The following is a 25,264-nucleotide window of genomic DNA, read 5'->3' as shown; positions in this document are numbered from 1 at the left end:
ACCATTCAACTTAAACAACTATCAATCATAAATCGTTTAACCGTTTTAAGATGCAAATTTCGTTAAAAATTTCATGTTAATTATACGATTCAGTATAGTAAAAAATATTCATTATTAATATTCATAAGACCACTATTTCTATTTGAAATCCTTATGATAAGTGGTAGTATACGCGATCTATTATTTTAGATGCAATATTTACACACATGTGCGCTTTCGTGTGGCGCACCACTGTTATAAGGATTTATTATGCCAATTATTACTCTTCCTGACGGAAGTCAACGTCAGTTTGATAAACCGGTTACTGTTTTAGAAGTCGCTCAAAGTATTGGTGCAGGTCTTGCCAAAGCATGTATTGCAGGGCGTGTTAATGGACAGCGTAAAGATGCTTGTGACCTCATTGATCAAGATGCAACATTAGCAATCATTACCGCTAAAGATGAAGATGGACTTGAAATTATTCGCCATTCTTGTGCACATTTATTGGGTCACGCCATTAAACAATTATGGCCGGATACGAAAATGGCTATTGGGCCGACAATTGACAATGGTTTTTATTATGATGTTGATTTAGAACACTCTTTAACACAAGAGGATCTTGATGCGCTTGAAAAACGTATGCATGAATTGGCTAAAAAAGATTATGAAGTTATAAAGGAAGTCGTTAGTTGGGAAAGAGCTAGAGAAGTCTTTTGGGAACGTCATGAACCTTATAAAATCGCTATTTTAGATGAAAACATACCGAAAGATTCAACGCCAGCACTTTATCATCATGAAGAGTATATCGACATGTGTCGTGGTCCGCATGTACCAAATATGCGTTTTTGTCATCATTTTAAATTACAAAAAGTTGCGGGTGCTTATTGGCGCGGCAATAGTGATAATAAAATGTTACAACGTATTTATGGGACAGCTTGGGCTGACAAAAAGCAATTAGATAGTTATCTACAATTTTTAGAAGAAGCGGCCAAACGTGATCATCGTAAAATTGGTAAACAACTTGACCTTTATCATATGCAAGAAGAAGCCCCTGGCATGGTGTTTTGGCATAATGATGGCTGGATTATTTTCCGTGAGCTTGAAGTGTTTGTTCGTACCAAACTTAAAGAATATGACTACCAAGAAGTAAAAGGTCCATTTATGATGGATCGAGTGTTATGGGAAAAAACTGGTCACTGGGGTAACTATAAAGAGTTAATGTTTGTGACTTCATCTGAAAATCGTGAATATTGTATTAAACCAATGAACTGTCCTGGGCATGTGCAAATTTTTAACCAAGGTTTGAAATCTTATCGTGATTTACCTTTGCGCATGGCAGAGTTTGGTAGTTGTCATCGTAATGAACCTTCTGGTTCTTTGCATGGGTTGATGCGTGTACGTGGTTTTACTCAAGATGATGCGCATATTTTCTGTACTGAAAACCAAATTCGAGGTGAAGTAAACAGCTGTATTAAAATGGTTTATGACACTTACAGCACTTTTGGCTTTACTGATATTACGGTCAAATTATCAACACGTCCTGAAAAACGTATTGGTAAAGATGAAACTTGGGATTTAGCTGAAAAAGATTTAGCTGACTGCTTAACCGAAAATGGTATTGAATTTGAATATTTACCAGGTGAAGGGGCATTTTATGGTCCTAAAATCGAATTTACGTTACATGACTGTTTAGGTCGAGCATGGCAGTGTGGTACAGTTCAACTTGACTTTATGTTACCTGAACGTTTAGATGCAACTTATGTTGGCGAAGATAATGAACGCCACACACCGGTTATGATTCATAGGGCTATTTTAGGTTCTATGGAGCGTTTTATGGGTATCTTGACCGAAAACTGTGCAGGATTTTTCCCAACATGGCTTGCACCACTACAAGTTGCTGTCATCAATATTACCGATAATCAAGCTGAATATGCAAAACAATTAACCGAGCAACTACAAAAAGTTGGCATTAGAGCAAAAGCAGACTTGAGAAATGAGAAAATAGGGTTTAAAATCCGCGAGCATACTCTAAAACGTGTTCCTTATATGTTTGTCTGTGGAGACAAAGAAATGGAATCAGGAACAATTTCAGTTCGAACTCGTCAAGGTAAAGATCTTGGTAGCTTTGAAGTGAAACATGTTATAGAATTGTTGCTTAACGAAATTCATAGTCGTTCATTAGAACAGATGAATTAATGATAAATTAATTTGGAGGAATGAGATATTAAAGTCAGTAAACGAATTCAGTCAACACGCGCGCATAAAATCAATGATGAAATTACTGCTCGCGAGGTGAGGTTAACCGGCGTCGATGGTGAACAGCTCGGTATAGTTAGCTTAGATGAAGCTTTAAAGCAAGCCGAAGAAGCAACTCTAGATTTAGTTGAAATAAGCCCTAATGCAGAGCCACCTGTTTGTCGAATTATGGATTATGGCAAGTTCCTCTATGAAAAGAGTAAAGCAACAAAAGAACAGAAGAAGAAGCAAAAGGTTGTTCAGGTTAAGGAAATTAAATTCCGACCTGGTACAGACGAAGGCGACTATCAGGTAAAACTCCGCAGCCTGATGCGCTTTCTAGAAGATGGCGATAAAGCTAAAGTAACGCTACGTTTTCGTGGTCGAGAAATGGCTCACCAACAGTTAGGCACTGAAATGCTTGATCGCATTAAAGAAGACTTAGCTGATTTGGCAATCATCGAATCTTATCCAACTAAGATCGAAGGTCGTCAAATGATTATGGTGCTTGCGCCGAAGAAGAAATAATGGTTCATCAAGTTAATTTTTAATTTTGTTAAACGTTACACCATTATTTTGTGTTATTAACAATGCGAAGTAGGAATTAATAAAATGCCTAAAATTAAAACTGTAAAAGGCGCAGCAAAGCGCTTTAAAAAAACAGCTTCTGGTGGCTTTAAGCATAAGCAAGCTAACAAAAGTCATATCTTAACTAAAAAATCAACTAAACGTAAACGTCATTTACGTGGTTTGACAACAGTGTCAAAAGGTGATTTAGGTTTAGTTGTAGCGTGTGTTCCATACGCTTAATTTAGGTTAACTATTTAGAGGATATGATTTATGGCTCGTGTTAAACGTGGTGTTATTGCTCGTGCACGTCACAAGAAAATTTTAAAACAAGCAAAAGGTTATTATGGAGCTCGTTCACGTGTTTATCGTGTTGCTTTCCAAGCAGTAATCAAAGCTGGACAATATGCTTATCGTGACCGTCGTCAACGTAAACGTCAATTCCGTCAATTATGGATTGTGCGTATCAATGCGGCAGCTCGTCAATGTGGTCTTTCTTATAGCCGTTTCATTAATGGTTTAAAGAAAGCATCAATTGAAATCGATCGTAAGATCCTTGCAGATATTGCTGTATTTGATAAAAATGCATTCGCTGCATTAGTTGAAAAAGCAAAAGCTGCATTATAATAACTTTATAAGAGCCGAGTTATCTCGGCTTTTATTATTTTAAATATAAATGATTTATTTTAAAAAAGTGGATTAATGATGAATTTAGTTATTTTTCGTTTGTTTTTTAGCTTCAATAGCAATATTGGTTCGTGAGGCAAGGAAAAAACGAAAAATAATTATAAAGCCTCAAAAGAGGCTTTTTTTATATAATGAACAATAAGCAGGAGAACTGTATGTCTCAATTAGTTGAACTGGTGAATAATGCCAAATCCGCTATTGAAGGTGCTAATGACATTAATGCGATCGAACAGATACGTGTAGAATATTTTGGTAAAAAAGGTTACTTTACCATGCAAATGGCTTCTTTACGTGATGTTCCTGCCGATGAACGCCCCGCGGTCGGTCAAAAAATCAATGATGCTAAGCAAATAGTCGTTGAATTATTAAATCAAAAACGTCAACTTTTAGAGCGCCAGGCTCTTGATGCAAAATTAGCCAACGAAACCATCGATATCTCATTACCGGGTAAAACGCTTGAATTAGGGGGATTACATCCCGTCACCAAAACAATAAATCGTTTAGTTGAATTTTTTGGTGAACTGGGCTTTGTTGTTGAAACAGGCCCCGAAATTGAAGATGATTATCATAACTTTGATGCACTTAATATCCCTTCTCATCATCCTGCTCGAGCAGATCATGATACCTTTTGGTTTGATGCAAATCGTTTATTAAGAACACAAACATCCACTGTTCAAATTAGAACAATGGAAACACAAAAACCACCTATTCGAATCATTGCTCCAGGTCGAACTTATCGCAATGACTATGATCAAACTCACACGCCAATGTTCCATCAAATGGAAGGTTTATTGATTGATAAAGATATTAGCTTTACTCATTTGAAAGGGTTATTGCATGATTTTCTTCACTGCTTTTTTGAAGATGATATGGAAATTCGTTTTCGACCTGGCTACTTTCCATTTACTGAACCTTCAGCCGAAGTTGATATCAAAGCGAAAAACGGTAAATGGCTTGAAGTTCTAGGTTGTGGTATGGTCCACCCAAATGTGTTGCGTAATGTCGGTATCGATCCTGATGTCTATAATGGGTTTGCTTTTGGTATGGGAATCGAAAGATTAACCATGTTACGTTACGGTGTCACCGATTTACGCTCATTTTTTGAAAATGATTTACGTTTCTTAAAGCAATTTAATTAATTCTGGAGATCAAAACATGAAATTTAGTGAAAGTTGGCTACGTGAATGGATCAATCCAGAAATAAGTAGCGATACACTAGCCGATCAATTAACTATGGCTGGATTAGAAGTTGATGATATCGAAAAAGTTGCTGGTGATTTTACAGGTGTCGTTGTTGGAAAAGTAGTAGAATGCAAACAGCATCCTAATGCCGATAAACTACGCGTGACAAAAGTCGATATTGGTAAATCTGAATTATTAGACATTGTCTGCGGCGCACCTAATTGCCGTCAAGGTTTAATGGTTGCTTGTGCAACTGTTGGGGCTGTTTTACCAGGAGATTTCAAAATCAAATCAGCAAAACTCCGAGGTGAACCTTCAGAAGGAATGCTGTGCTCTTATTCTGAATTAGGTATTGCTGATGATCATAATGGTATTATTGAGTTACCTGAAGATGCTCCTTTAGGACAAGATATTCGAGAATATTTAAATCTTAACGATGTTATGATTGATATTAGTGTTACACCTAATCGAGCTGATTGTTTTGGTATTGTTGGTGTTGCTCGTGATATTTCAGCGGTTAACAATATACCAATGAAGGAGCTTAAAGTAGCAAACGTACCAGCATCAATTTCCGATACCGTCTCAATTCAAATAGATGTTCCAAAGGCAGCCCCTCGTTACCTAGGAAGAGTAATCAAAAACATCAATATCGAAGCAGCTACGCCATTATGGATGAAAGAAAAGTTGCGTCGTGGTGGAATTCGTTCAGTTGATGCCATTGTAGATATTACTAATTATGTATTACTCGAACTTGGTCATCCAATGCATGCGTTTGATTTAGCTCAAATCGAAAAAGGGATTGTTGTTCGTTATGCACATCAAGATGAAAAACTCACATTATTAAATGGTAATGAAGTCAAATTAAATGATAATACGCTTGTCATTGCTGATCAGCAAAAAGTACTCGCGATGGCCGGTATTATGGGCGGTGAAAAATCAAGTGTTACAACGTCAACCAAAGATATTTTTCTAGAATCAGCATTCTTTGCTCCATTAGCTATTACCGGTAAAGCACGTGAATATGGTTTGCATACTGAGGCTTCTCATCGTTATGAACGCGGAGTCGATCCTGCTTTACAAAATGTTGCAATCGAAAGAGCAACTCAATTAATTATTGAAATTTGTGGTGGTGAGGTAGGTCCGGTTGTTAATATTACCAACGAAGAACACTTGCCAAAACAAGCGACCATTCAATTACATCGTTCAAAAATAGATCGCATTATCGGTTATAAAATTGAAACGCAAAAAATAATTGATATTCTTGAAAGATTAGGATGTAACGTCTCATTCAAAAATGAGATTTGGACCGTTGAAGCACCGAGTTGGCGATTTGACTTACAAATAGAAGAAGATTTAGTTGAAGAAGTAGCCCGTATTTATGGCTATAACAATATTCCTAATGCGAATATGAAAATTGAATTAGTTATGAAGCCGAAGCCAGAAAGCCACATAGCGTTAAAACGAATTAAAGATTTATTGGTTGATCGTGGTTATCAAGAAGCCGTTACATATAGCTTTGTTGATCCAAAAATTCAAAGTCTTCTTCATTCTGAGCAAACTGCAATAACGCTGCCAAACCCAATTTCAAGTGAAATGTCTGTAATGCGCTTATCGCTTTGGTCTGGATTATTAGATGCAGTGTTGTACAATCAAAACCGTCAACAATCACGTATTCGTCTTTTTGAAACTGGTTTACGTTTTGTTCCAGATCAAAGTTGTGAATTTGGCGTTCGTCAAGAACTCATGTTATCAGGCGTTGTCACCGGTAACTTATATGAAGAACATTGGGCATTGCCTAAACGAAATATCGATTTTTATGACTTAAAAGGGGATATAGAATCTATTTTGGCACTATTAGGCTGTAGCGAAACTGTTGAATTTAAAAAAGCAGACATCAATGCATTACACCCAGGGCAAAGTGCGGCCATATATTTGAACAATGAAATTATTGGCTATTTTGGCGTATTGCATCCAGAAATCGAAAAAAAATTATCTTTAAATAGTAAATCGCTTGTTTTTGAAATAAATTTAGCTAAAATTAGCGATAAGAAGGTACCTGTTGCTCAAGACCTATCGAAGTATCCGTCAAATAAACGAGATATAGCTATTGTCGTCTCAAATACAATTCCAGCAGCAGATATTATAGCTGAGTGTAAACGTGCTGGCGGAGAGCAACTTATTAAAGTCAATTTGTTTGATGTTTATCAAGGTGATAACATTAAACAAGATCAAAAAAGCCTTGCTATCAGTTTGATTTTACAAGACAAATCACGTACACTTGAAGAAGAAGATATAACAAACATTGTAAGCAAATGTATTACAGCCTTACAAATTCGTTTTAAAGCCCTATTAAGAGAATAATAACTATGACATTAACTAAAGCTGATATTGCAGATCGTCTTGCCGAAAAATTTAATATAGATCGCCAAGAAGCTAAAGTCCTTGTTGAACTTTTTTTTGAAGAGATTCGAGTGGCTTTAGAAAAAGGGGAACCAGTTAAATTATCCGGTTTTGGTAATTTTGCTATACGAGATAAAAATTCACGCCCAGGTCGTAATCCAAAAACAGGGGAAAGTGTAGACATTTCAGCTCGTCGAGTTGTCACATTTAGACCAGGGATAAAATTTAGAGAACGAATTGAAAAAAATTTAGTTATCAATCGCTAAATTAATTTCTTATATCCATTAATCACATAGCCTTTCTTCAGTTGAAAAGCGGAAAGGCTATTTTCTTTTTTAATAAAGTAGTTGTTTTATTTTTCCAAATAAAGCATAATAACGCCTCTTCTATGGAGGCTCTATGGGTCCTCTTGCAACGTTTTTTTGCTCATCAGGTCAGGTCCGGAAGGAAGCAGCCAAAGTAAAAAGTATGTGTGTGGGATGCGGCTGATAGGGTCTCCTCCAAACTAGTTCATAATAAAATATAATAGTAAATAGGTCTTGAATCTTAATAAAATAAGAGCCTAGAATAGATAATATCGATGAATAAGGAAGTTTACTTTGAAAGCACCATATCTTCTTCCATTAACTATAGCAATGATTTTAAATGGTTGTTCTGTTTTACCTCATTCAGGACCTAGTTTTTCTGCAATTAAGAATATTGATAAGCAGAATGGAAATTTAGATAAGATTTATAGTCAAGTTAAAATTGTTAATCTAAATAATTTATCTCAAAATCCTAAAACAAATTTTCCAATTAATAATCCAAAATTCATCAACGAACCAAATGATAAATCAAGAAAAATTGATAATATTGGAAAAGGGGATGCCTTAAAAATTTCAGTTATTGAGACACCGCCTGCAATTTTATTTACAGGAACCGGTGATACAAGTGCTCCAAAAACTGGACTGACCGAATTGCCTGTTGTTATTGTTGACTCTCAAGGCTATATTTCCTTGCCGTTTGTAGGTGATATAAAAGCAATTAATCGAAATCCTTCACAAGTACAAAAAGAAATAGTTGAAAAATTATCTGGTATTGCTAATAGACCACAGGTGATTGTAACAGTTTTAGAAAAAAGATCATCAAGTGTTACAGTGATTGGCGATCAATTTAGTGGGAAAATGCCCATCACAGCTAAGGGAGAGCGATTACTAGATGCTGTTACTATGCTAGGTAACAATATGTACGATATTCGAGATACTTTAATACAAATAACTAGAAACAATAAAATCGATCAAATACCGTTAAGTCTAGTCTTATCTAATCCTAAATTTAATATTCATCTTCAGCGAGATGATGTGATTACTCTAATTAATAAACCTAGTTCATTTATTTCAATGGGGGCAACTGGGGCAACTAAAGAGGTACGCTTTGAAGCTATTGGTATTAATTTGTCTCAAGCTTTAGCTCGTATCGGTGGTTTACGTGATTCGCAAGCAAATGCCAAAGGAGTATTTGTTTTTAGGTATCAAGATACAATCAATACTAGTAAGAATCAAGAACGGGTCCCGACAGTTTACCAAATTGATTTAAGTGATCCTAATTCATTATTTATTATGAATAATTTTCAAATTCAGAATAATGATATTGTTTATGTTGCATCCGCTCCAATAATCGAACTACAAAAATTCTTATATGCGATTTTTTCACCAGGGGTAGGGGTAGTTAATCAGATCAATCAAATTAGCGATTAGTATTTTTAATCTACCTGCGAAAACATATGAGTTCTACTATTGTTAAAGCTAAAAAGTATTGGTTAAAACATTTAATTGTTACATTGCCGACTTTATTATCAATTATTTATTTTGGTTTAATAGCCGAGAGTATTTATACATCGGAAGCTACGTATATCATACGCTCTTCAGATACTCAATCTTCATTAGGTGGTTTAGGTAGTTTTTTTTCAAAAGTTGGAATTTCACGTTCTAATGATGATTCTTATGTAGTAATCTCATACATCAAATCCAGAGATGCATTATCTTCAATTGAAAAAGTTTTGCCTGTGCAAGATTGGTATACAAAAAAAGGGGATGTAATATCTCGTTTTAATGGATTTGATTTCGCATTCTATAATAAAAAAGAGTACTTTTATCAATATATGAGTAATATGATTAATGTTAATTTTGATACTTCTACAGGTATTGCTACAATTAGTGTTAATGCTTTTGATGCTAAAGATGCTTCTGAGATTAATGAACAATTGTTGAGAAAAGCTGAAGGTTTTGTAAACCAAATAAATTTACGAGCAAAACAAGATCTTATCACTGCATCTTTGGCTGAATTGAAAAATGCTGAATTATTGATGAAAAAAGAGGCTCAAGCATTATCTGAATTTCAGAAAAACAAAAATAAGGATGCTAATTTAGCAGAATATCAACAAATTCTAATCAATAATACTGTAGCCAAACAACAATTCGAAGCTGCAACATTGTCATTACGAAATGCGCAAGTTGAAATAACAAAAAAACAACTTTATCTTGAACGAATCGAGCAACCGAGTCTTTCTGATGTTTCCTTTAAACCTGCCCGTATCTATAATATTTTATCAACATTTATTATTAGTTTAATGATTTATGGTATTGTTAACTTATTTGTAGCGGCTATAAAAGAGCATAAAGATTAATGATTGATTCTATATCTAAAACTTCTTTTTTACGTTCCCTTAAAATACAAATTAATATTTTGAGTGCTTTAGTTTTAAGGGAGATTATCACTCGCTATGGGCGCAATAATATTGGTTTTCTTTGGTTATTTGTTGAACCAATGTCATTTACTTTACTGATAAGTTTGATGTGGTTTTTTTTTAAAATAAATTCAGTTTCTAATCTCAATATAATTGCTTTTGTTATAACTGGTTATCCAATGGTAATGATGTGGCGTAATGCATCTTCTCGAGCAAAAAACTCAGTTAGCGCAAACCAAGCTCTATTATATCATCGAAATATAAGAATTTTAGATCTAGTTTATGCACGTGTTGCTCTTGAAATCATTGGTGCAAGCGCCGCGCAGGTATTTATTGTGATTATATTTATTTTTCTCGGATTGATAGTTATACCTTATGATCCATTTTATATGATATGTGCTTGGGGTTTGATGTGTTGGTTTTCTTTAGGATTGGGGCTTATTATTTTTGTTTTATCGTCTAAATATGAAGTTTTTGATAAGATGTGGGGAACATTAAGTTTTTTGCTTGTTCCTCTTTCTGGAGCTTTTTTTTGGGTTGATACTTTCTCTCCCGAAGTCCAAAAAGTTTTGCTTCTAATTCCTCCAATTAATGGTACAGAGATGTTTCGTGCGGGCTATTTTGGACCTTCAGTAAACACACATCAAAATGTTAATTATCTAATCTTATGTGATATTGCTTTGCTATTTTTAGGCTTAGCAATGGTGAAAACTAATGAAGCTTATATTCTTGAGAATAACCAATGATAATCATCAAAGATGTTTGTAAAAAATATTCAACTAGAAAAGGCTATAAAACAGTACTGAATAATATTAATTTTTCCTTAAATAAAGGAGAGAAAATAGGCATTCTAGGTCGTAATGGAGCAGGTAAATCTACACTGATTAGGCTTATCAGTGAAATTGAGAAACCAACTTCTGGAACAATAACTAGGAATATGAGTATTTCTTGGCCCCTTGCATTTTCAGGTGCATTCCAAGGTAGTTTGACAGGCATGGATAATTTAAAATTTATTTGCCGCATTTATGAATGTAATATCGAAAAAACAAAAAAATATGTTGAAGATTTTGCTGAATTAGGTGATTACTTGTTTGAACCTGTAAAAAAATACTCTTCAGGAATGAAAGCACGCCTAGCTTTTGCTTTGTCATTAGCAATTGAGTTTGACTGTTACCTAATCGATGAAGTGATTGCTGTGGGTGATTCTAGATTCACAGAAAAGTGTAAAAAAGAATTATTTGAAAATAAAAAAGATCGTGCACTTATTTTAGTTTCACATAATATGAATGCTATAAAAAACTATTGTGATAGAGCAATGGTATTAGATTCAGGTAATCTATATCAGTTTGAAACAATAGAAAAAGCATATAAATACCATAATAATCAACAGAAAATTTCTTGATAACTAAATAGAGCTTTGAATGAAAAAAGTTGTTATTTTCTCAAAAAAAATTTTATCTATAAAAAATATAAATCATTTTTTTTTCGATTTATCATTTAGTTATAAAAATAAAAAAAATGATGCTGATTTTGTTGCTGGTTGGGGGTATCGCCCAACTACTATTAAAGCTAGAGCATATGCGAAAAAAAATTCATTACCATTTATAGCTTTAGAAGATGGATTTTTACGCTCTATTGGTTTAGGACTTGAAGGATATCCTCCTTTATCTCTTATTGCTGATAATATGGGAATTTATTATGATTCAAGGACACCATCAGAATTAGAAGGATTAATTAAAAATAAAGCACTCATCAATCAATATGTAGCACAAGCAACTCATGCCATAAAATTAATTATTGATAATGAGTTATCAAAATATAACCATGCTAAAACTTTTTCTGGTTTTAAAGATAATACTGAAAATGAAAAAATATTAGTTATTGATCAAACTTACGGAGATATGGCTGTTGAATTAGGTGGTGCTAATCAAGAAACTTTTTTATTGATGTTGGAAACAGCGAAGAAAGAAAATCCAAATGCAACTATTTATATAAAAACTCATACAGATGTAATTAATAAATACAAAAAAGGGTATTTAACTCAAGTTGCTAATCAAAAATCAATTATTTTAATTAGTGATGATGTTAATCCAATTTCACTATTAAAAAATATTGATAAAGTTTATGTTGTAACATCTCATATGGGATTTGAGGCTTTATTGTTAGGAAAAAAAGTTATTACCTTTGGTTTACCTTGGTATGCCGGATGGGGGATAACAGATGATAGACATAAAAGTATAAATCAAATAAAGAATAATAATAGAAGAACTGATGCTAGCATACTTGATTTATTTATCGCCAGTTATATTTTATATTGTAAATATATTAATCCGTATACTGGCCAAACAGGAACAATATTTGATGTTATTGACTATTTAATTAAAATTAAAAAATTGAATAATAAACTTAGGGGTAGTGTTAATTTAGTCGGATTTTCATTTTGGAAAAAGCAAGTTTTATTACCTTATTTAAATTTACCTTCAATAAAATGTAATGCTTATTCTATAAAAAAATTTAAAAATATAGCGAATAATCAAAATAATTACAGCCAGCTGATAACACAAAAAATTTTAATTTGGGGACAAGGTAAAAATTCTTTATATCCCTTCATTGATAATTTACATCCCATTCGTGTTGAGGATGGTTTTATCAGATCAATTGGATTGGGCTCCAATTTAGTAATGCCATATTCATTAGTTTTTGATGAATTAGGTATTTATTTTAATTCGCAAAATAAAAGTGAATTAGAATTATTACTTGAAAATAAAAAAGTCGATCAGTACCAAATAGAAAAAGCCATTTCATTACAAAAATTACTAATAAAAACAAAATTAGGTAAGTATAATGTTGGCGAAAAGGTTAGCATCAAGTCAATTAATCAGAAACTGAAAATTATATTGATACCAGGTCAGGTTGAAGATGATGCATCTATTATTTATGGCTCTCCTAAGGTCACTACAAATCTAGATTTAATAAAATTTGTGAGAAAAAATAATCCTGATGATTACATCATCTATAAGCCTCATCCAGATGTTTTGAGTGGAAATCGTATAGGTAAAATAGATACATTAGAAGCACTAAAATATGTAAATGAAGTTATTGATTTCGTTGATATTATTGATTGTATTGAGCAAGTAGATGAAGTCCATACCATGACTTCATTAGCTGGTTTTGAAGCATTAATTCGCAATAAACTAGTTGTATGTTATGGACAACCTTTTTATTCAGGATGGGGATTAACAGTTGATAAATATCCTAATATTAGAAGAACTCGGTTATTAACATTGCATGAATTAATTTATATTGTAATGTATGAATATGCTATTTATATACATCCTGATTCATTAAATTTTACTGATCCCGAAACATTAATTCATTATCTAAATAATAAGAAATTAAGTAATAAATCATCAATCAAGCAAAATTGGATTAAGAAGCAATTTAACAAATTAAAACAAATTATATTTCTTATTCATAAGCTAAAATCATCAAAAATTAGATAATTATCAAAGCAATAATGTTATCATTTATAATGCTTTAACTATTATTTATCTAATCCCTATTGCTGCTTATTTGAAGATCTTTTGATCACCCAAATTCTAATTCCTCATTAAATCTATGTAATACCATTATTCAATAATAATTAATTGGTTTAATTTTTTAATCTTAATATTATTAAATAATTATCATTTTATAAACTAAATTGTAAAAATTGTATTTATTAATACTTATTAATTCATTTATTATTAATAAGTTAATATAAAAAATGTCATATATATATTAATAAAATTTACAAAATTTTTATATTGTTTTATCATAATGGAATCATTAAACATAAATATTTTGCATTTGAACACGTATTTCGTTAATTACTTTTAAAACATATTCTTATTGTGCTTTTATTCATTTAGATAAGTGGCTGGAAAGTAGTTGAATGGAAGATTTGTATTGCATAAAACGGATATTTGAGGAATAACATTAATAAATTATAAGAGTAAATTTCGTTCTTAATGGGAACTTAATCATCTAATTTTGAACAGTAATTTCCTTATATATAATATGTTATAAAGATTGTAATGAGTCATTATTTGTATGAATTAGCCGCAACTCAAAGAAATATATTATTGCTGCAGGGCCCCGTTGGTCCTTTTTTTAAAAAGGTATCATTATGGTTACAAAAATCTGGATGTAATGTTTATAAAATTAATTTCAATGGAGGAGATGAACATTTCTATCCAATTAATAGTACTCCATTTTATGAATCAATTGAGAAATTTCCTCATTTTTTAGATAATTATATAAAACAGCATCAAATTAATGCCATTATCGTTTTTGGTGATTGCCGCGCTTATCATAAAATTGCTAAGTCAATAGTTGACTCTAATCCAAATTTATCTTTTTGGGCTTTTGAAGAGGGATATCTCAGACCTCATTATATAACGTTTGAAAAAAATGGAGTAAATGGCTTTTCTCTTATTCCTAAAAACCAAGATTTTTATAAGAACATCAATGTTACAACGATTGATGAAAATAAAAGTAAATCTCATTTTTACTCTATGGTCTATTATAGCTCTATTTATTATATTTTTATGTTGTTGAAGAAACATAATTATCCAAATTACATACATCATAGAAAAACATCATTATCTTTTTATGCATCTCGTTGGGGATTAGCACTTTTACGAAAATTTAAGGCAAAACTAATACAACCTAAATTAATAAAAAATGTAATAAATAATGAATATAAACCTTTTTTTGTTTTTCCTCTGCAATGCAATCAAGATTTTCAAATACAAGTTCATAGCCACTATCATTCGATGAAGTCATATATTTTTAGAGTTATTCGATCTTTTTCTATGTATGCAGATGATAAAAGCTATCTATTAATCAAACATCACCCTATGGATGAAGGCTTTAATAATTATAATCGTTTAATAAAAAAATTAGCTAGCCGTTATGGTGTAGATAAAAGAGTTATATATGTTCATGGTGTTCCTATGCCAATTTTACTTAGAAAAACGATTGGATTAGTTACTGTTAATAGTACATGTGGACTTTCAGCGCTTATTCATGGACTACCTGTAATAACTTTAGGTAATGCTCATTATGATATAAATGGATTAACTTTTCAGGACGGACTTGATCGTTTCTGGAAAGAAGGGCAAAAACCTGATCCTGAACTGTTTGAACGATATCGAAGCTATTTATATAACAAATCTCAGATTAAAGGTTCCATTTATTACTCTGACTTTAAGTTAAATGCTAAATAATTTTAATTAAAAGAGAATATTCAAATGAGATATACAGTAACAAATATCAATGTAGATGGTAATTATTCAGACACTTTCTTAAAATCATATAGAGCTCAATTGATAATATGAGCAAATTCAATAAATTTTTAAAAAATCCAGGTATATTTTTTAGAGATTACTTCATAAAAAAGTATCCCTTATCCTTAGACGAACAATGTCATAATTTTTTAAATGAAAAAATTTTAATTGAAAATGATTTAAGATTATATGACATTGTAGTAAATCAAAGTAACGAACCTGTTGATGTGGTTATTACATGGGTAAATAATCAAGATCCCGATTGGATAACAAAGTTTGAATATTATAGAAATAAAAAAATTAATATCGACCTTATTTCGATAGATAATGCAAGATTTGAAGACCATGGAGAGTTATTTTATGTAATTAAAAGTATTGAACTTCACATGAAATGGGTTAGAAATATCTTTTTAATTACAGATGATCAAATTCCTACATTTCGACTTTCTGAAAAAGTTAAGATTATTAGTCATAGTCAGATTATAGATAAAAAATATCTTCCAACTTTTAATTCACATGTTATTGAAGCTCATTTACATAATATTTCTGAACTATCTGAAAACTTTATTTATTTTAATGATGATGTTTTTGTTGCAAGAAATCTTCCTAAAACGCATTTTTTAAGTGGCAATAATTTATCATCTTTATTTGTAACTGAAAAAGATTTGAATATTCTGTTAAAAAAAGGTTTTAAAACGCCGACTTTATCCGCTAGTCTAAATTGTAGAGAACTACTATTAAAAAAATATAATAAAAAAGTAAACAATCCGTTAGTTCACACTTATGTATCATTAAAAAAATCTTATTTTAAATTAGCATGGTCTTATTTTAATCAAGAAATTAGTAATTTTATAGAAAATAAATTTCGAGATAATAATGATCTAAATTTAGCTACTTTCTTGGTTCCCTGGATGATGTATATAGAAGGAAAATCTAAATTATCTCGTGATATATGTTATTACTTTAATATTCGATCTGCTAATGCAAAAACTAATTATGCTTTTCTTCATAAGAAATTAAATCCAATGCCTCATTCTTTTTGTGCAAATGATTTTTTTATAAATAAAAATAATGATCCAAATTATAAATCAAATTTGATGGAGTTTCTTAAAAAATTCTATAGTTAGTTGATTATCTTATTGATTAATACTTTATTCTTTACAAGGTTTAAAATTTTATGTCTGTATTAAAAAAATTAAAAAAATTAAAAAGAGAACCGAAACGTTTCTTTTCGGATATGTATGAAAAAAGAAGCAAATATTTTTTAAAATATTTGCCACATCAAAAATATAAAACTACTCAAAAATTTACAATTGTATCAGCAGTCTATGGTGTAGAAAAATATCTAAAAGATTATTTTGAAAGCTTAGTGAATCAAACAATTGGATTTAAAACACATATTCACTTAATTTTAGTCGATGATGACTCGCCAGATCAATCTGCAGAAATCATTCAAAAATGGATGAAAAAATATCCTAAAAATATTACTTACATTCACAAAGAAAATGGTGGGCAAGCTTCAGCTAGGAATTTAGGGATAGAGTTAGTTAAAACAAAATGGGTAAGTTTTATTGATCCTGATGATTTTGTTAGTTTGAATTACTTTGAGGAAATAGCGAAAATTATTGATAAAAACCCTAAAGACATAGGATTAGTCAATTGTAATTTTATTTTTTATCATGAAAGTAATAATCAATATAGCGACTCTCATCCATTGAAATATCGTTTTACTAATGGTGTTACATATAATTCAAATTTTAATTTTGGCAAAAATATAGTAATGTCAGTCAATTCAGGAGTTTTTTCTACAAAAGTCATTCTTGAAAATGATTTATTTTTCGAACCTAGACTGCGACCTTCATTTGAAGATGCGCGTTTTGCTTCAGAATATATATACTGTATCAAATCATCTAAAGTAGTTTTTTTGCCATCAGCTAAATATTATTATAGAAAAAGAGAAGATAATACTTCAACTTTAGATACATCTTGGAATGATAAACGTAAGTTTTTAGACGCTTTAGAATTTGGTCCAATTTTTGTCTTGGAATTCTACCATAAAAAGTTCAAACAAATACCAGAATTTATTCAAAGACAAGCTTTATATGATTTTTCGTGGATTTGTAAACGTTTGCTAAATAATTCTAATCCTTTAAATATTCTTAGCGCAGATGAAAAAATAAAATTTTATAAAAATTCTGAAAAAGTTTTATCTTATATTGATTACAAAACAATTTTAAGTTTTGATTTAGCTGGAATTTGGTTTTTTTTCAAAGTAGGTTTACTAGGTTCATTTAAAGGTATAACAGATATAACTCAAATAGCATATATTGAAAGATATGATGAGGCTAAAAAAGAGATACTAATCTCATATCATAGTTACAAAGATGCTGATATTTCAATATTATTTGATAACAAAGATACGATACCTAAGTATTTCAAAAAGAAAATTCACACTTTTGGCGATAGATATTTTGTCACAACCTATAAATTGTGGGTTCGTTTACCAGATAACTTTAATAAATTTGAAATCAAATTTAATGGTATTCATTCAAAAATTAATATCAAAGGAACATTTTTTTATACTGGAATTTCTAATCAGAAAATGATGGAACATTTAGCTAATTTTGTGCAAAAAAATAAAAGAGAACATTGGATTCTTATGGATCGAGATACTAGAGCTGATGATAATGCAGAACATTTGTATAGGTATATTAGATCTGAGCATCCTGAGCAGGAAATTTATTATGTATTATCGAATAAATCACATGATTGGAAACGTTTGAAAAAAGATAATTTTAATTTGTTAAATTTTGGTTCATTTGAACATAAGAAATTATTGAAAACAGCATCAAAAGTAATCAGTAGCCATATTGATAAATATGTTAATGACTATTTCCCCGATGGTTCAATGTTAAATCAACAATTTATATTTTTACAGCACGGTGTTATTAAAGACGATTTATCAAATTGGATCAATACCAAAAAAAATATCAGTTTAATGATTACTAGTACTGAAGCGGAATTTAAATCTATCGCATTCGATAATAGATATTATTTAACAAATAAAGAAGTGATATTAACCGGTTTAGCTAGACATGATGCATTATTTTTGAAAAAAAATAAATTTGAATCAAATAATAAAACTATTCTAATAATGCCAACATGGCGTGATTCAATTTTGCCAAAAGCAAAAGCGAATTGTTCTGAACGCGATAAGAACCCTGATTTCATGTCAACAGATTATGCTATACATTGGAAAAGTTTTTTACATAGCGAAGAATTAAAAAAAATAACATGTGATGGAATAAAAGTTATTTTCGCTCTTCATAAAAACATCGAACCATATTTAGATGATTTTAATATTCCACCTTACATTGAACAATGGAGTTCTGATAATTGTAGTATTCAAGAGTTATTTTTAAGGTCAACACTTCTTATAACAGACTATTCATCAGTAGCATTTGATATGGCATATTTAGGAAAACAAATCATATATTATCAATTTGATGAAAATGAATTTTTTTCAGGCAAACATACATTTTCAAAAGGTTATTTTGATTATAGGCAACACGGTTTTGGACCTGTGGTTATGACTAAAGATGATTTAAATAATGCATTGAAAACTATTGTTAATAATAATTTTTCTATCGAAGAGCCATATTTATCAAGAATTAAAGATGTTTACCCCTTCAGAGATGGACGATGTTGTGAAAGAATTTTTGATGCAATAAAAGCATTAGATAAACCACCTGAAAATCCAGAGACAGTTGATTTTGACATTGTAAATGAATTTATGACAGAAACATATTCTGTGCAAAACTGGCGGATAGCAATAGAACGAGCAAAAATATTATTATTATCCAATGATGAAGAACAAGTAAAATATGGTCAACTTATATTATCTGAGGCCAGTTATTATCTGAGAAAACCGTGTATACTTCTTGATAATATTGACATTATTAATATCAGAGATGAAAAAGTTAAAGCATTTCTTTTTATGGCAAAAGAACAATGGGATGATTCTTATAATTCTTGGTGTAAAGTAAATAATAAGTCATCCGCTGACCTATTTTATCAATTAATATGTTGCCTGTATTTGTCTAATCATGATTATGCTGTTGAAGTACAAAATGAGTACTTGCAAAATGGTTGTTATGATCATGAAATGTCTTGTTTAATTAATGCGTTAGTATTTATGTCTAATAAAAATTTGAGTGAAGCTATTGAGCAATTAAATATTTTATTTAAAAGTAACCTAGATAAATACTTTTTAAAAAGATATTTTCCAGAGTTAATTCTGGCTGATTTGTATAGAAAAATTAATAAACTAGATAAATGTCAGACACTATTAGTAAATTTTGAAAAACACACAACTAATAATTTTGAATGTGAATTACAAAAAATTAAGTTAGCTTTGATTAAAAAAGATTACTTCAATGTACTCTCTCATTTAAAGAAAACATTTAATAATAATTTTATGTCAATTCCAGCCTCAGCTTTAAATGTTTATATTGAATCTTTAAAGATGTCAGCAAATTGGGAAGATATTATAGCTTACTCTAAAATACTATTAAAGAAAGATGGACACTGGAATACTATAGCACAACAGATGTTAGCGGAAGCAAGTTATCGTAAATATCAAATATCATTATTTTTCAATAATGTAAATATAAAAATCGATGATATCAATGATGATAAAACCAAAGCATTCCTTTTTATGGCACAAGAAAAATGGCTCAAAGCTTATAAATGTTGGGAAAGAATAACAAATAAAAAAGCAATTGATCTCTTTTATCAGTTGATTTGTTGTTATAATCTTCAGAACCCATCTTATGCATTAAATATAAGTTCAAATCATTTACAAGAAGGTTTATTTGAACAGAATGAATTAGATATATTAAATGCGCTTGTTTATGTAACTCAACAAAAATGGGAGGAATCAATCCACCTGCTTAATCATTTAATAACTTCTAATACATGTAAATATTTTTTAAGAAAATATTTACCACAATTAATTTTAGCTAATATTTTTCGTAATATAGGGCAATTTGAAAAAACTAATAAGTTATTAGTTGATTTTGAGCAACATACACCTAATGATATGGAGTGTCATATACAAATGGTTAAATTAGCTCTTTCACAAGGAAATTACCAAAAAGTGATTAATTCATTAAATAAGTTATTTAATAATAATTATCAGTTGATGCCACCAACAGTTTTAGCTGATTATATTAAGGGATTAACAAAGTTTGTGAATAATGAAATAACAAATTTAGACAAAATTATTAAATTTGCAGATAAAAAATAAGTTATTTTACAAAAAGACAACCTCTTTATTAATAGATAGGTTGTCTTACAAATAAAAAAATAACTATCAATTAGTTAACGTTTTTTAACAACTTGATTTTTTCATTAAAACATCTAACTATATGCATTTCCATACCAACTAACTGCTTGGTAGTTAAGGGAGTTTCCATACAAAAAAATTCAAAGCCATCTATTTTGGATGCAAATTCAAGCCATAAATTTCTATATAGATACATATGACTACCGTGATTGAAAATAAACCATTTAATTTTATCTTTCTCTAGTTTTTTCCAAGGTTTGAATTTTGTAATAAAATGTATATTTTTGGTGTCAAACTCAAAATTATCATCACTTCCTCTTGTAGATAGGACTCGATGATTATAAGCTTCAGAAAATTTTTTAAATTTACCTTTTGTACTTTCAATTACTAGCGCGAAAGCAATTTGCTCTAATAATTTGGCATTAGGGCACTCAGTTTTTAGGAATGAATAGGCTTCAGTAAATTTATCAAAAACTTTTTGTTCAGAATAAAGTTTATTATTAAAACCAACAAATCCTACATTCATGTAATCTATATGTTGTCCTGAAATCATATTTTCATTTATAAGCTTTTTAATTGTTTCTTTTTCTACGCGTTCTTTTTCTAAATTTATTTTATTTGCCCATCCTGAAAAAAACACATCGGAGGGTTCAATTTCACTAATTATGTATTTACCAATGCAAAGAATATCGTAATCCACTTTATAGGAATACTCATAACCTAATTCATTAAGATAAACAGGTAATACATAATTATAAAAAATATCGATAGGCCAGTGATTTTCAGCCATTACAGAGAACTTTTCTTCAACACCAAATTTTTTAAGTTCTCTAGAATCGATAAATTTTATTGAATGTTTATTTAAAATTTTTTGCATATATGGCGTTAATTTACTTCCATCAAAGCACATAAACATATCAAAAATATTATTGTTATATTCTTTAATACTTTCCAGAGTGACAAGTGCAGGGAAGTAAATATTTTCATCTCCTGCAATAAATATTGCTTGCTTTTTCATTTTATCCAATAATTGTTAAGAGTCCCTTTTTACAGGGAAAATGCTTAAATAGCTGTATATTCTATAATATAAATCTATATTATATAAATTTTTTTTCATTAAAAAAAACAGCACTATTTATATCATTTTATATAAAATTTATAACTTAATAGATTTACTTGAATTCAATAACTAAGTGCGAATATTAACATAGCATGAAGGTGACAATAAAAAAGGTAATTTGTTTATAATGACGTATCTGTCATCGACCAAAGTTGATGATAACGTCATGAAATATAAACAACTTACCCATCAAGAAAGATACCAGATTTCTTACCTAAGCAGTATGGGCTTAAGAGAAAAATCATTGCCCAAATATTAGGAAGGCATGTATCAACAATTTATCTAGAACAAAAACGTAACAAAGAACATCATAGTTATTACTATGCACCTAAGACTCAAGGATTTACGGTAGATAGACGAAAAGAGAATGGTAAACGAGCAATCCGCATAAGTGAAACGGTTTGGGACTATATTGAACATAAGCTTGAAGAATAATGGAGTCCAGAACAAATAAGCCATTTTAGAGGTAGAGTCATGAGCATATTTACCGGTATGTTTACAAAGACAAACAGCAAGGAGGAGATTTGTATCTGAATCTCCGTCAAAAGCAAAGTCACAGAAGGAATAAACGCTTAAGTCATTATCAAAATCAATGTCGTATTGCGGAGCATAAAAAATAGTTCACTAATTGCGGTTAGTTCAGATTTATTGAATAATATGACTCAAAATGAAGCTGATATTGGGGCATGAAATGAGTCATATAGCTAATGGTGATATGGTTACCATGACTCTACTTCAAGGCGTACTAAATACCTTTGTTATTTTTATTGCTAGAATCTTAGCATCTGTTGCATCTCAAGCCATGTCCGATAGAGAAAGAGATAGTTCACCACTTGTCTATTATATTGTTGTTATAATTTTTGAAACAATTTTTGGTATTCTTGCTAGTTTAATTGCTATGTGGTTTTCTCGCTATCGGGAATTTCATGCTGATGCAGGCTCAGCCAAATTGGTCGGAGCTACAAAAATGATTGCGGCATTAGAAAAATTAAAAATAAGCTATGAAACTCAAGAAGAAGCTTTCATTATGGCTTTTTGTATAAATGGTGAAAAAAAGGTGAAATTTTCAGAATTATTTATGTCGCATCCACCATTAGAAAAACGGATCGATGCCTTACGAAATGGTTCATATAACTATTAATTTTAAATCCATTATTTAATCTTATATTGTCTTGACAAGTGTTATGATAATTACTATAACACTTGTCCATTCCATACCTGCTAAACCTGAGTTTGTGAGATAGTTAAATGTTGCATCAAAAAGCGACCTACAATAAATTAGAATTACTTAGCCCAGCTAAAAATATTGAAATTGCCAAACAAGCTATAATGCATGGTGCTGATGCAGTATATATAGGTGGACCGAGTTTTGGTGCTAGACATAATGCGGGTAATTCTGTTAGTGATATTGCTCAATTAGTTGAATTTGCTCATCACTATTATGCAAAAGTTTTTGTGACTCTCAATACCATATTACATGATAATGAACTTGAAGCTGCAAGACAGCTTATTTGGCAATTTTATGATGCAGGTGTCGATGCATTGATTGTACAAGATATGGGCATATTAAATATGGATATCCCACCGATTGATTTACATGCCAGCACTCAAATGGATATAAGAACACCTGAAAAAGCTAAATTTTTGTCTGAAGTTGGTTTTTCGCAAATTGTGCTTGCTCGAGAGCTTAATTTAATTGAAATTGCTAAAATTCATGAACAAATAGATGCAAAAATAGAATTTTTTATCCATGGTGCACTTTGTGTTGCATTTTCCGGTCAGTGTTATATTTCTCATGCTCAAACAGGGCGTAGTGCCAATCGTGGTGATTGTTCTCAAGCATGCCGATTACCTTTCACCTTAAAAGATGATAAAGGTCGAATTGTTGCTTACGAAAAACATCTTTTATCTATGAAAGATAATAATCAATCAAATAATTTGCGGGAATTAATCAGCGCAGGCGTGCGATCATTCAAAATAGAAGGGCGTTATAAAGATCTAAGTTATGTAAAAAATATTACTGCATTTTATCGCCAAAAATTAGATCAAATCTTATGTGAGTATCCTGATTTATCTCCAGAATCAAGCGGTAAAACGGAGTTCTTTTTTACGCCCGATCCGAATCGAACTTTCCATCGAGGTAGTACCGATTATTTTGTTCATGGCCGAAAACCGGATATAGGGGCTTTTGACTCACCAAAATTTATTGGCTTATCCATAGGTGAAATTACAAAAGTTACATCCAAAACGATAGAGGTTAAAACAGATAAATTGTTAACTAACGGTGATGGTTTAAATGTTTTAGTTAAACGTGAAATTTATGGTTTTAGAGCCGATAAAGTAGAAAAAATTGCAGTTGGTCATTATCGAATTTTCCCGAATGAAATTCCTAAAGCGCTGTTTTCGGTGAAATTACCTTATTTAGTTAATCGAAACTTAGACCATATTTGGCAGCAAAATTTACTTAAAAACTCAAGTGATCGACGAATTGGTGTTATATTTGAATTAAGTAATCAAGATGATGGAATTATTCTTTCAGCTAAAAGCGAAGAGGGCATTTGCGTTACATTAGAGCTAAATAGCGTATTTGCTATTGCAGATCAACCTGATAAAGCAATTAACAATATTCGTGATAATCTTTCAAAACTTGGTCAAACTATATATTATCTAATTGATTTTAAAATTAATTTATCAAAAGTCTATTTTATTCCCAGCAGTCAACTTAACCAATTTAGACGAGATATTATCGCAAAATTAACCACAGAACGACTAAAAAGTTACTGTCGACAAAAGCGCAAACCTGAATTAATACCAAAGCCAATATATCCTGAAAATCAGTTATCGTTTTTGGCCAATGTTTATAATCATAAAGCTAGAGAATTTTACACTCAGCATGGGGTTGAATTAATTGAAAGTGCTTATGAAGCTCACCAAGTTAAAGATGATGCACCATTAATGATAACTAAACATTGTTTACGTTTTGCATTTAATTTATGTCCTAAACAAGCTAAAGGTATACAAGGTGTTAAAACTAAAGTTACACCAATGAAGCTTATTCAAAACAATGAAGAGCTACTGCTAAAATTTAATTGTAAAGCGTGTGAAATGCAAGTTTGGGGGAAAATAAAAAATCATATTCTAAAAATGCCATTACCCGGTAGTGAGATCATTTTACTGACTAAAAATAGTTAAATTGTAAATTGGTTAATAATTTTTGACGTTTTTAGTTTAGTATTTAATTATGAAAAATTTTTTAGTTATGTTTAATAAGGTAACAACAAAACAGAAGTTCGCAATAATTATGTTAATTTAACATAATATACATTATGCTCACTTTATGTTATTGATTATTAATGATATTATTATTTTGCTTGGTATTTTGACTAAAAAATAATTAGTGATAATTCAATAGGATTACATTATTACCATCCTTAAAATCAAAGGGAAGTGACGACAATAAGACTAATATTGTTGTTATTTTATATGTTGAGAAGATATAGAAAGATTAGTAGCTCTTATACTGTTTATTTTTTATGCATCTAATTAACGTATTGATTTAGATCATGAATTCAATTTTATATACAGTGTTGTCTACATTTTATGTTAATAATTGCATAGTCTTGATATTGTCAATAGCAAAGCGCAAGACGCAGCTCACGTAGTGAGAACGTGTGAGCATTTGGCGAAGCTAA

18 protein-coding genes, 1 other RNA gene and 1 other annotated feature are annotated in these 25,264 nt (G+C 30.6%); of the genes, 18 read left to right on the top strand and 1 reads right to left on the bottom strand.

The annotated features are described in order from the left end of the window. The first annotated feature begins 249 nt into the window (after nucleotides 1-249). The 16 genes from thrS to J3U56_RS06015 all read left to right on the top strand — a co-directional run bounded on the left by thrS (nucleotide 250) and on the right by J3U56_RS06015 (nucleotide 20,413). Nucleotides 250-2,175 (top strand): threonine--tRNA ligase, encoded by a 1,926-nt coding sequence (thrS, locus tag J3U56_RS06090; RefSeq protein WP_267332837.1) that lies wholly within the window; start codon nucleotides 250-252, stop codon nucleotides 2,173-2,175. Between the two features lie 27 nt (nucleotides 2,176-2,202). Further along, nucleotides 2,203-2,742, top strand: coding sequence for a translation initiation factor IF-3 (infC, locus tag J3U56_RS06085; RefSeq protein WP_065633609.1), 540 nt, complete (start codon nucleotides 2,203-2,205; stop codon nucleotides 2,740-2,742). 84 nt (nucleotides 2,743-2,826) lie between these two features. Further along, nucleotides 2,827-3,024, top strand: a complete 198-nt coding sequence (gene rpmI / locus J3U56_RS06080) for a 50S ribosomal protein L35 (RefSeq protein WP_065557738.1) — start codon at nucleotides 2,827-2,829, stop codon at nucleotides 3,022-3,024. Between the two features lie 30 nt (nucleotides 3,025-3,054). Beyond that, nucleotides 3,055-3,408: a 50S ribosomal protein L20 gene (gene rplT / locus J3U56_RS06075; RefSeq protein ID WP_024496189.1), complete on the top strand. Its 354-nt coding sequence runs from the start codon at nucleotides 3,055-3,057 to the stop codon at nucleotides 3,406-3,408. Nucleotides 3,409-3,482: 74 nt separating this feature from the next. After that, nucleotides 3,483-3,596 (top strand) — a sequence feature (Phe leader region). A 27-nt stretch (nucleotides 3,597-3,623) separates the two neighbouring features. Next, nucleotides 3,624-4,607, top strand: a complete 984-nt coding sequence (gene pheS / locus J3U56_RS06070) for a phenylalanine--tRNA ligase subunit alpha (protein WP_065633608.1) — start codon at nucleotides 3,624-3,626, stop codon at nucleotides 4,605-4,607. Between the two features lie 16 nt (nucleotides 4,608-4,623). Further along, a complete protein-coding gene (gene pheT, locus J3U56_RS06065) occupies nucleotides 4,624-7,011 on the top strand; it encodes a phenylalanine--tRNA ligase subunit beta (RefSeq protein WP_267367070.1) in 2,388 nt (795 codons plus the stop codon). A gap of 5 nt (nucleotides 7,012-7,016) precedes the next feature. Continuing rightward, entirely contained in the window at nucleotides 7,017-7,316 is a 300-nt protein-coding gene (locus J3U56_RS06060; protein WP_267332835.1) for an integration host factor subunit alpha, read from the top strand. A 132-nt stretch (nucleotides 7,317-7,448) separates the two neighbouring features. Continuing rightward, nucleotides 7,449-7,544: signal recognition particle sRNA small type (gene ffs / locus J3U56_RS06055), an RNA gene on the top strand. Nucleotides 7,545-7,649: 105 nt separating this feature from the next. Further along, nucleotides 7,650-8,786, top strand: a complete 1,137-nt coding sequence (locus J3U56_RS06050; protein ID WP_267367068.1) for a polysaccharide biosynthesis/export family protein — start codon at nucleotides 7,650-7,652, stop codon at nucleotides 8,784-8,786. 26 nt (nucleotides 8,787-8,812) lie between these two features. Next, on the top strand, nucleotides 8,813-9,715 hold the full coding sequence (locus tag J3U56_RS06045) for a hypothetical protein (RefSeq protein WP_267344115.1): 903 nt from the start codon (nucleotides 8,813-8,815) through the stop codon (nucleotides 9,713-9,715). Nucleotides 9,716-9,717: 2 nt separating this feature from the next. Continuing rightward, complete coding sequence (locus J3U56_RS06040) at nucleotides 9,718-10,521, top strand: ABC transporter permease (protein ID WP_416380303.1); 804 nt, start codon at nucleotides 9,718-9,720, stop codon at nucleotides 10,519-10,521. Further along, on the top strand, nucleotides 10,518-11,177 hold the full coding sequence (locus J3U56_RS06035) for an ABC transporter ATP-binding protein (RefSeq protein WP_267367066.1): 660 nt from the start codon (nucleotides 10,518-10,520) through the stop codon (nucleotides 11,175-11,177). Before J3U56_RS06040 ends, J3U56_RS06035 begins: the two co-directional genes overlap by 4 nt. A 19-nt stretch (nucleotides 11,178-11,196) precedes the next feature. Continuing rightward, nucleotides 11,197-13,278 (top strand): capsular polysaccharide biosynthesis protein, encoded by a 2,082-nt coding sequence (locus J3U56_RS06030; RefSeq protein ID WP_267367065.1) that lies wholly within the window; start codon nucleotides 11,197-11,199, stop codon nucleotides 13,276-13,278. 585 nt (nucleotides 13,279-13,863) lie between these two features. Beyond that, on the top strand, nucleotides 13,864-15,045 hold the full coding sequence (locus tag J3U56_RS06025) for a capsule biosynthesis protein (protein WP_218056884.1): 1,182 nt from the start codon (nucleotides 13,864-13,866) through the stop codon (nucleotides 15,043-15,045). A 107-nt stretch (nucleotides 15,046-15,152) separates the two neighbouring features. Next, complete coding sequence (locus J3U56_RS06020) at nucleotides 15,153-16,232, top strand: stealth family protein (protein ID WP_267367064.1); 1,080 nt, start codon at nucleotides 15,153-15,155, stop codon at nucleotides 16,230-16,232. A gap of 50 nt (nucleotides 16,233-16,282) precedes the next feature. Continuing rightward, nucleotides 16,283-20,413, top strand: a complete 4,131-nt coding sequence (locus J3U56_RS06015) for a CDP-glycerol glycerophosphotransferase family protein (RefSeq protein WP_267367062.1) — start codon at nucleotides 16,283-16,285, stop codon at nucleotides 20,411-20,413. A gap of 70 nt (nucleotides 20,414-20,483) precedes the next feature. On the opposite strand, the gene J3U56_RS06010 is transcribed toward J3U56_RS06015, so the two are convergent. Next, the gene (locus tag J3U56_RS06010; RefSeq protein WP_267367060.1) at nucleotides 20,484-21,470 is read right to left on the bottom strand and encodes a glycosyltransferase; all 987 of its coding nucleotides are present in this window, start codon (nucleotides 21,468-21,470) and stop codon (nucleotides 20,484-20,486) included. A 769-nt stretch (nucleotides 21,471-22,239) separates the two neighbouring features. On the opposite strand from J3U56_RS06010, the gene J3U56_RS06005 reads away from it, so the two are divergent. Together J3U56_RS06005 and J3U56_RS06000 are read left to right on the top strand one after the other, a co-directional pair. Further along, nucleotides 22,240-22,713, top strand: coding sequence for a M48 family metalloprotease (locus J3U56_RS06005; RefSeq protein WP_267367058.1), 474 nt, complete (start codon nucleotides 22,240-22,242; stop codon nucleotides 22,711-22,713). 107 nt (nucleotides 22,714-22,820) lie between these two features. Further along, nucleotides 22,821-24,764, top strand: coding sequence for a peptidase U32 family protein (locus tag J3U56_RS06000; RefSeq protein WP_267367056.1), 1,944 nt, complete (start codon nucleotides 22,821-22,823; stop codon nucleotides 24,762-24,764). Nucleotides 24,765-25,264: the final 500 nt, after the last annotated feature.

Origin of the sequence: Gilliamella sp. B2824, from assembly GCF_026536245.1 — a bacterium.
Taxonomy (GTDB): domain Bacteria; phylum Pseudomonadota; class Gammaproteobacteria; order Enterobacterales; family Orbaceae; genus Gilliamella.
The sequence above is the reverse complement of the archived record's forward strand: the minus strand, read 5'-3'. Positions and strand labels throughout refer to the sequence as shown.

Coding starts and splice junctions, on each gene's coding strand:
- pheT (WP_267367070.1), top strand. CDS start 4,624: ATGAAATTTAGTGAAAGTTGGCTACGTGAATGGATCAATCCAGAAATA.
- pheS (WP_065633608.1), top strand. CDS start 3,624: ATGTCTCAATTAGTTGAACTGGTGAATAATGCCAAATCCGCTATTGAA.
- J3U56_RS06020 (WP_267367064.1), top strand. CDS start 15,153: ATGAGCAAATTCAATAAATTTTTAAAAAATCCAGGTATATTTTTTAGA.
- J3U56_RS06030 (WP_267367065.1), top strand. CDS start 11,197: ATGAAAAAAGTTGTTATTTTCTCAAAAAAAATTTTATCTATAAAAAAT.
- J3U56_RS06035 (WP_267367066.1), top strand. CDS start 10,518: ATGATAATCATCAAAGATGTTTGTAAAAAATATTCAACTAGAAAAGGC.
- J3U56_RS06045 (WP_267344115.1), top strand. CDS start 8,813: ATGAGTTCTACTATTGTTAAAGCTAAAAAGTATTGGTTAAAACATTTA.
- J3U56_RS06010 (WP_267367060.1), bottom strand. CDS start 21,470: ATGAAAAAGCAAGCAATATTTATTGCAGGAGATGAAAATATTTACTTC.
- J3U56_RS06015 (WP_267367062.1), top strand. CDS start 16,283: ATGTCTGTATTAAAAAAATTAAAAAAATTAAAAAGAGAACCGAAACGT.
- J3U56_RS06000 (WP_267367056.1), top strand. CDS start 22,821: ATGTTGCATCAAAAAGCGACCTACAATAAATTAGAATTACTTAGCCCA.
- rplT (WP_024496189.1), top strand. CDS start 3,055: ATGGCTCGTGTTAAACGTGGTGTTATTGCTCGTGCACGTCACAAGAAA.
- J3U56_RS06060 (WP_267332835.1), top strand. CDS start 7,017: ATGACATTAACTAAAGCTGATATTGCAGATCGTCTTGCCGAAAAATTT.
- thrS (WP_267332837.1), top strand. CDS start 250: ATGCCAATTATTACTCTTCCTGACGGAAGTCAACGTCAGTTTGATAAA.
- J3U56_RS06005 (WP_267367058.1), top strand. CDS start 22,240: ATGAAGCTGATATTGGGGCATGAAATGAGTCATATAGCTAATGGTGAT.
- rpmI (WP_065557738.1), top strand. CDS start 2,827: ATGCCTAAAATTAAAACTGTAAAAGGCGCAGCAAAGCGCTTTAAAAAA.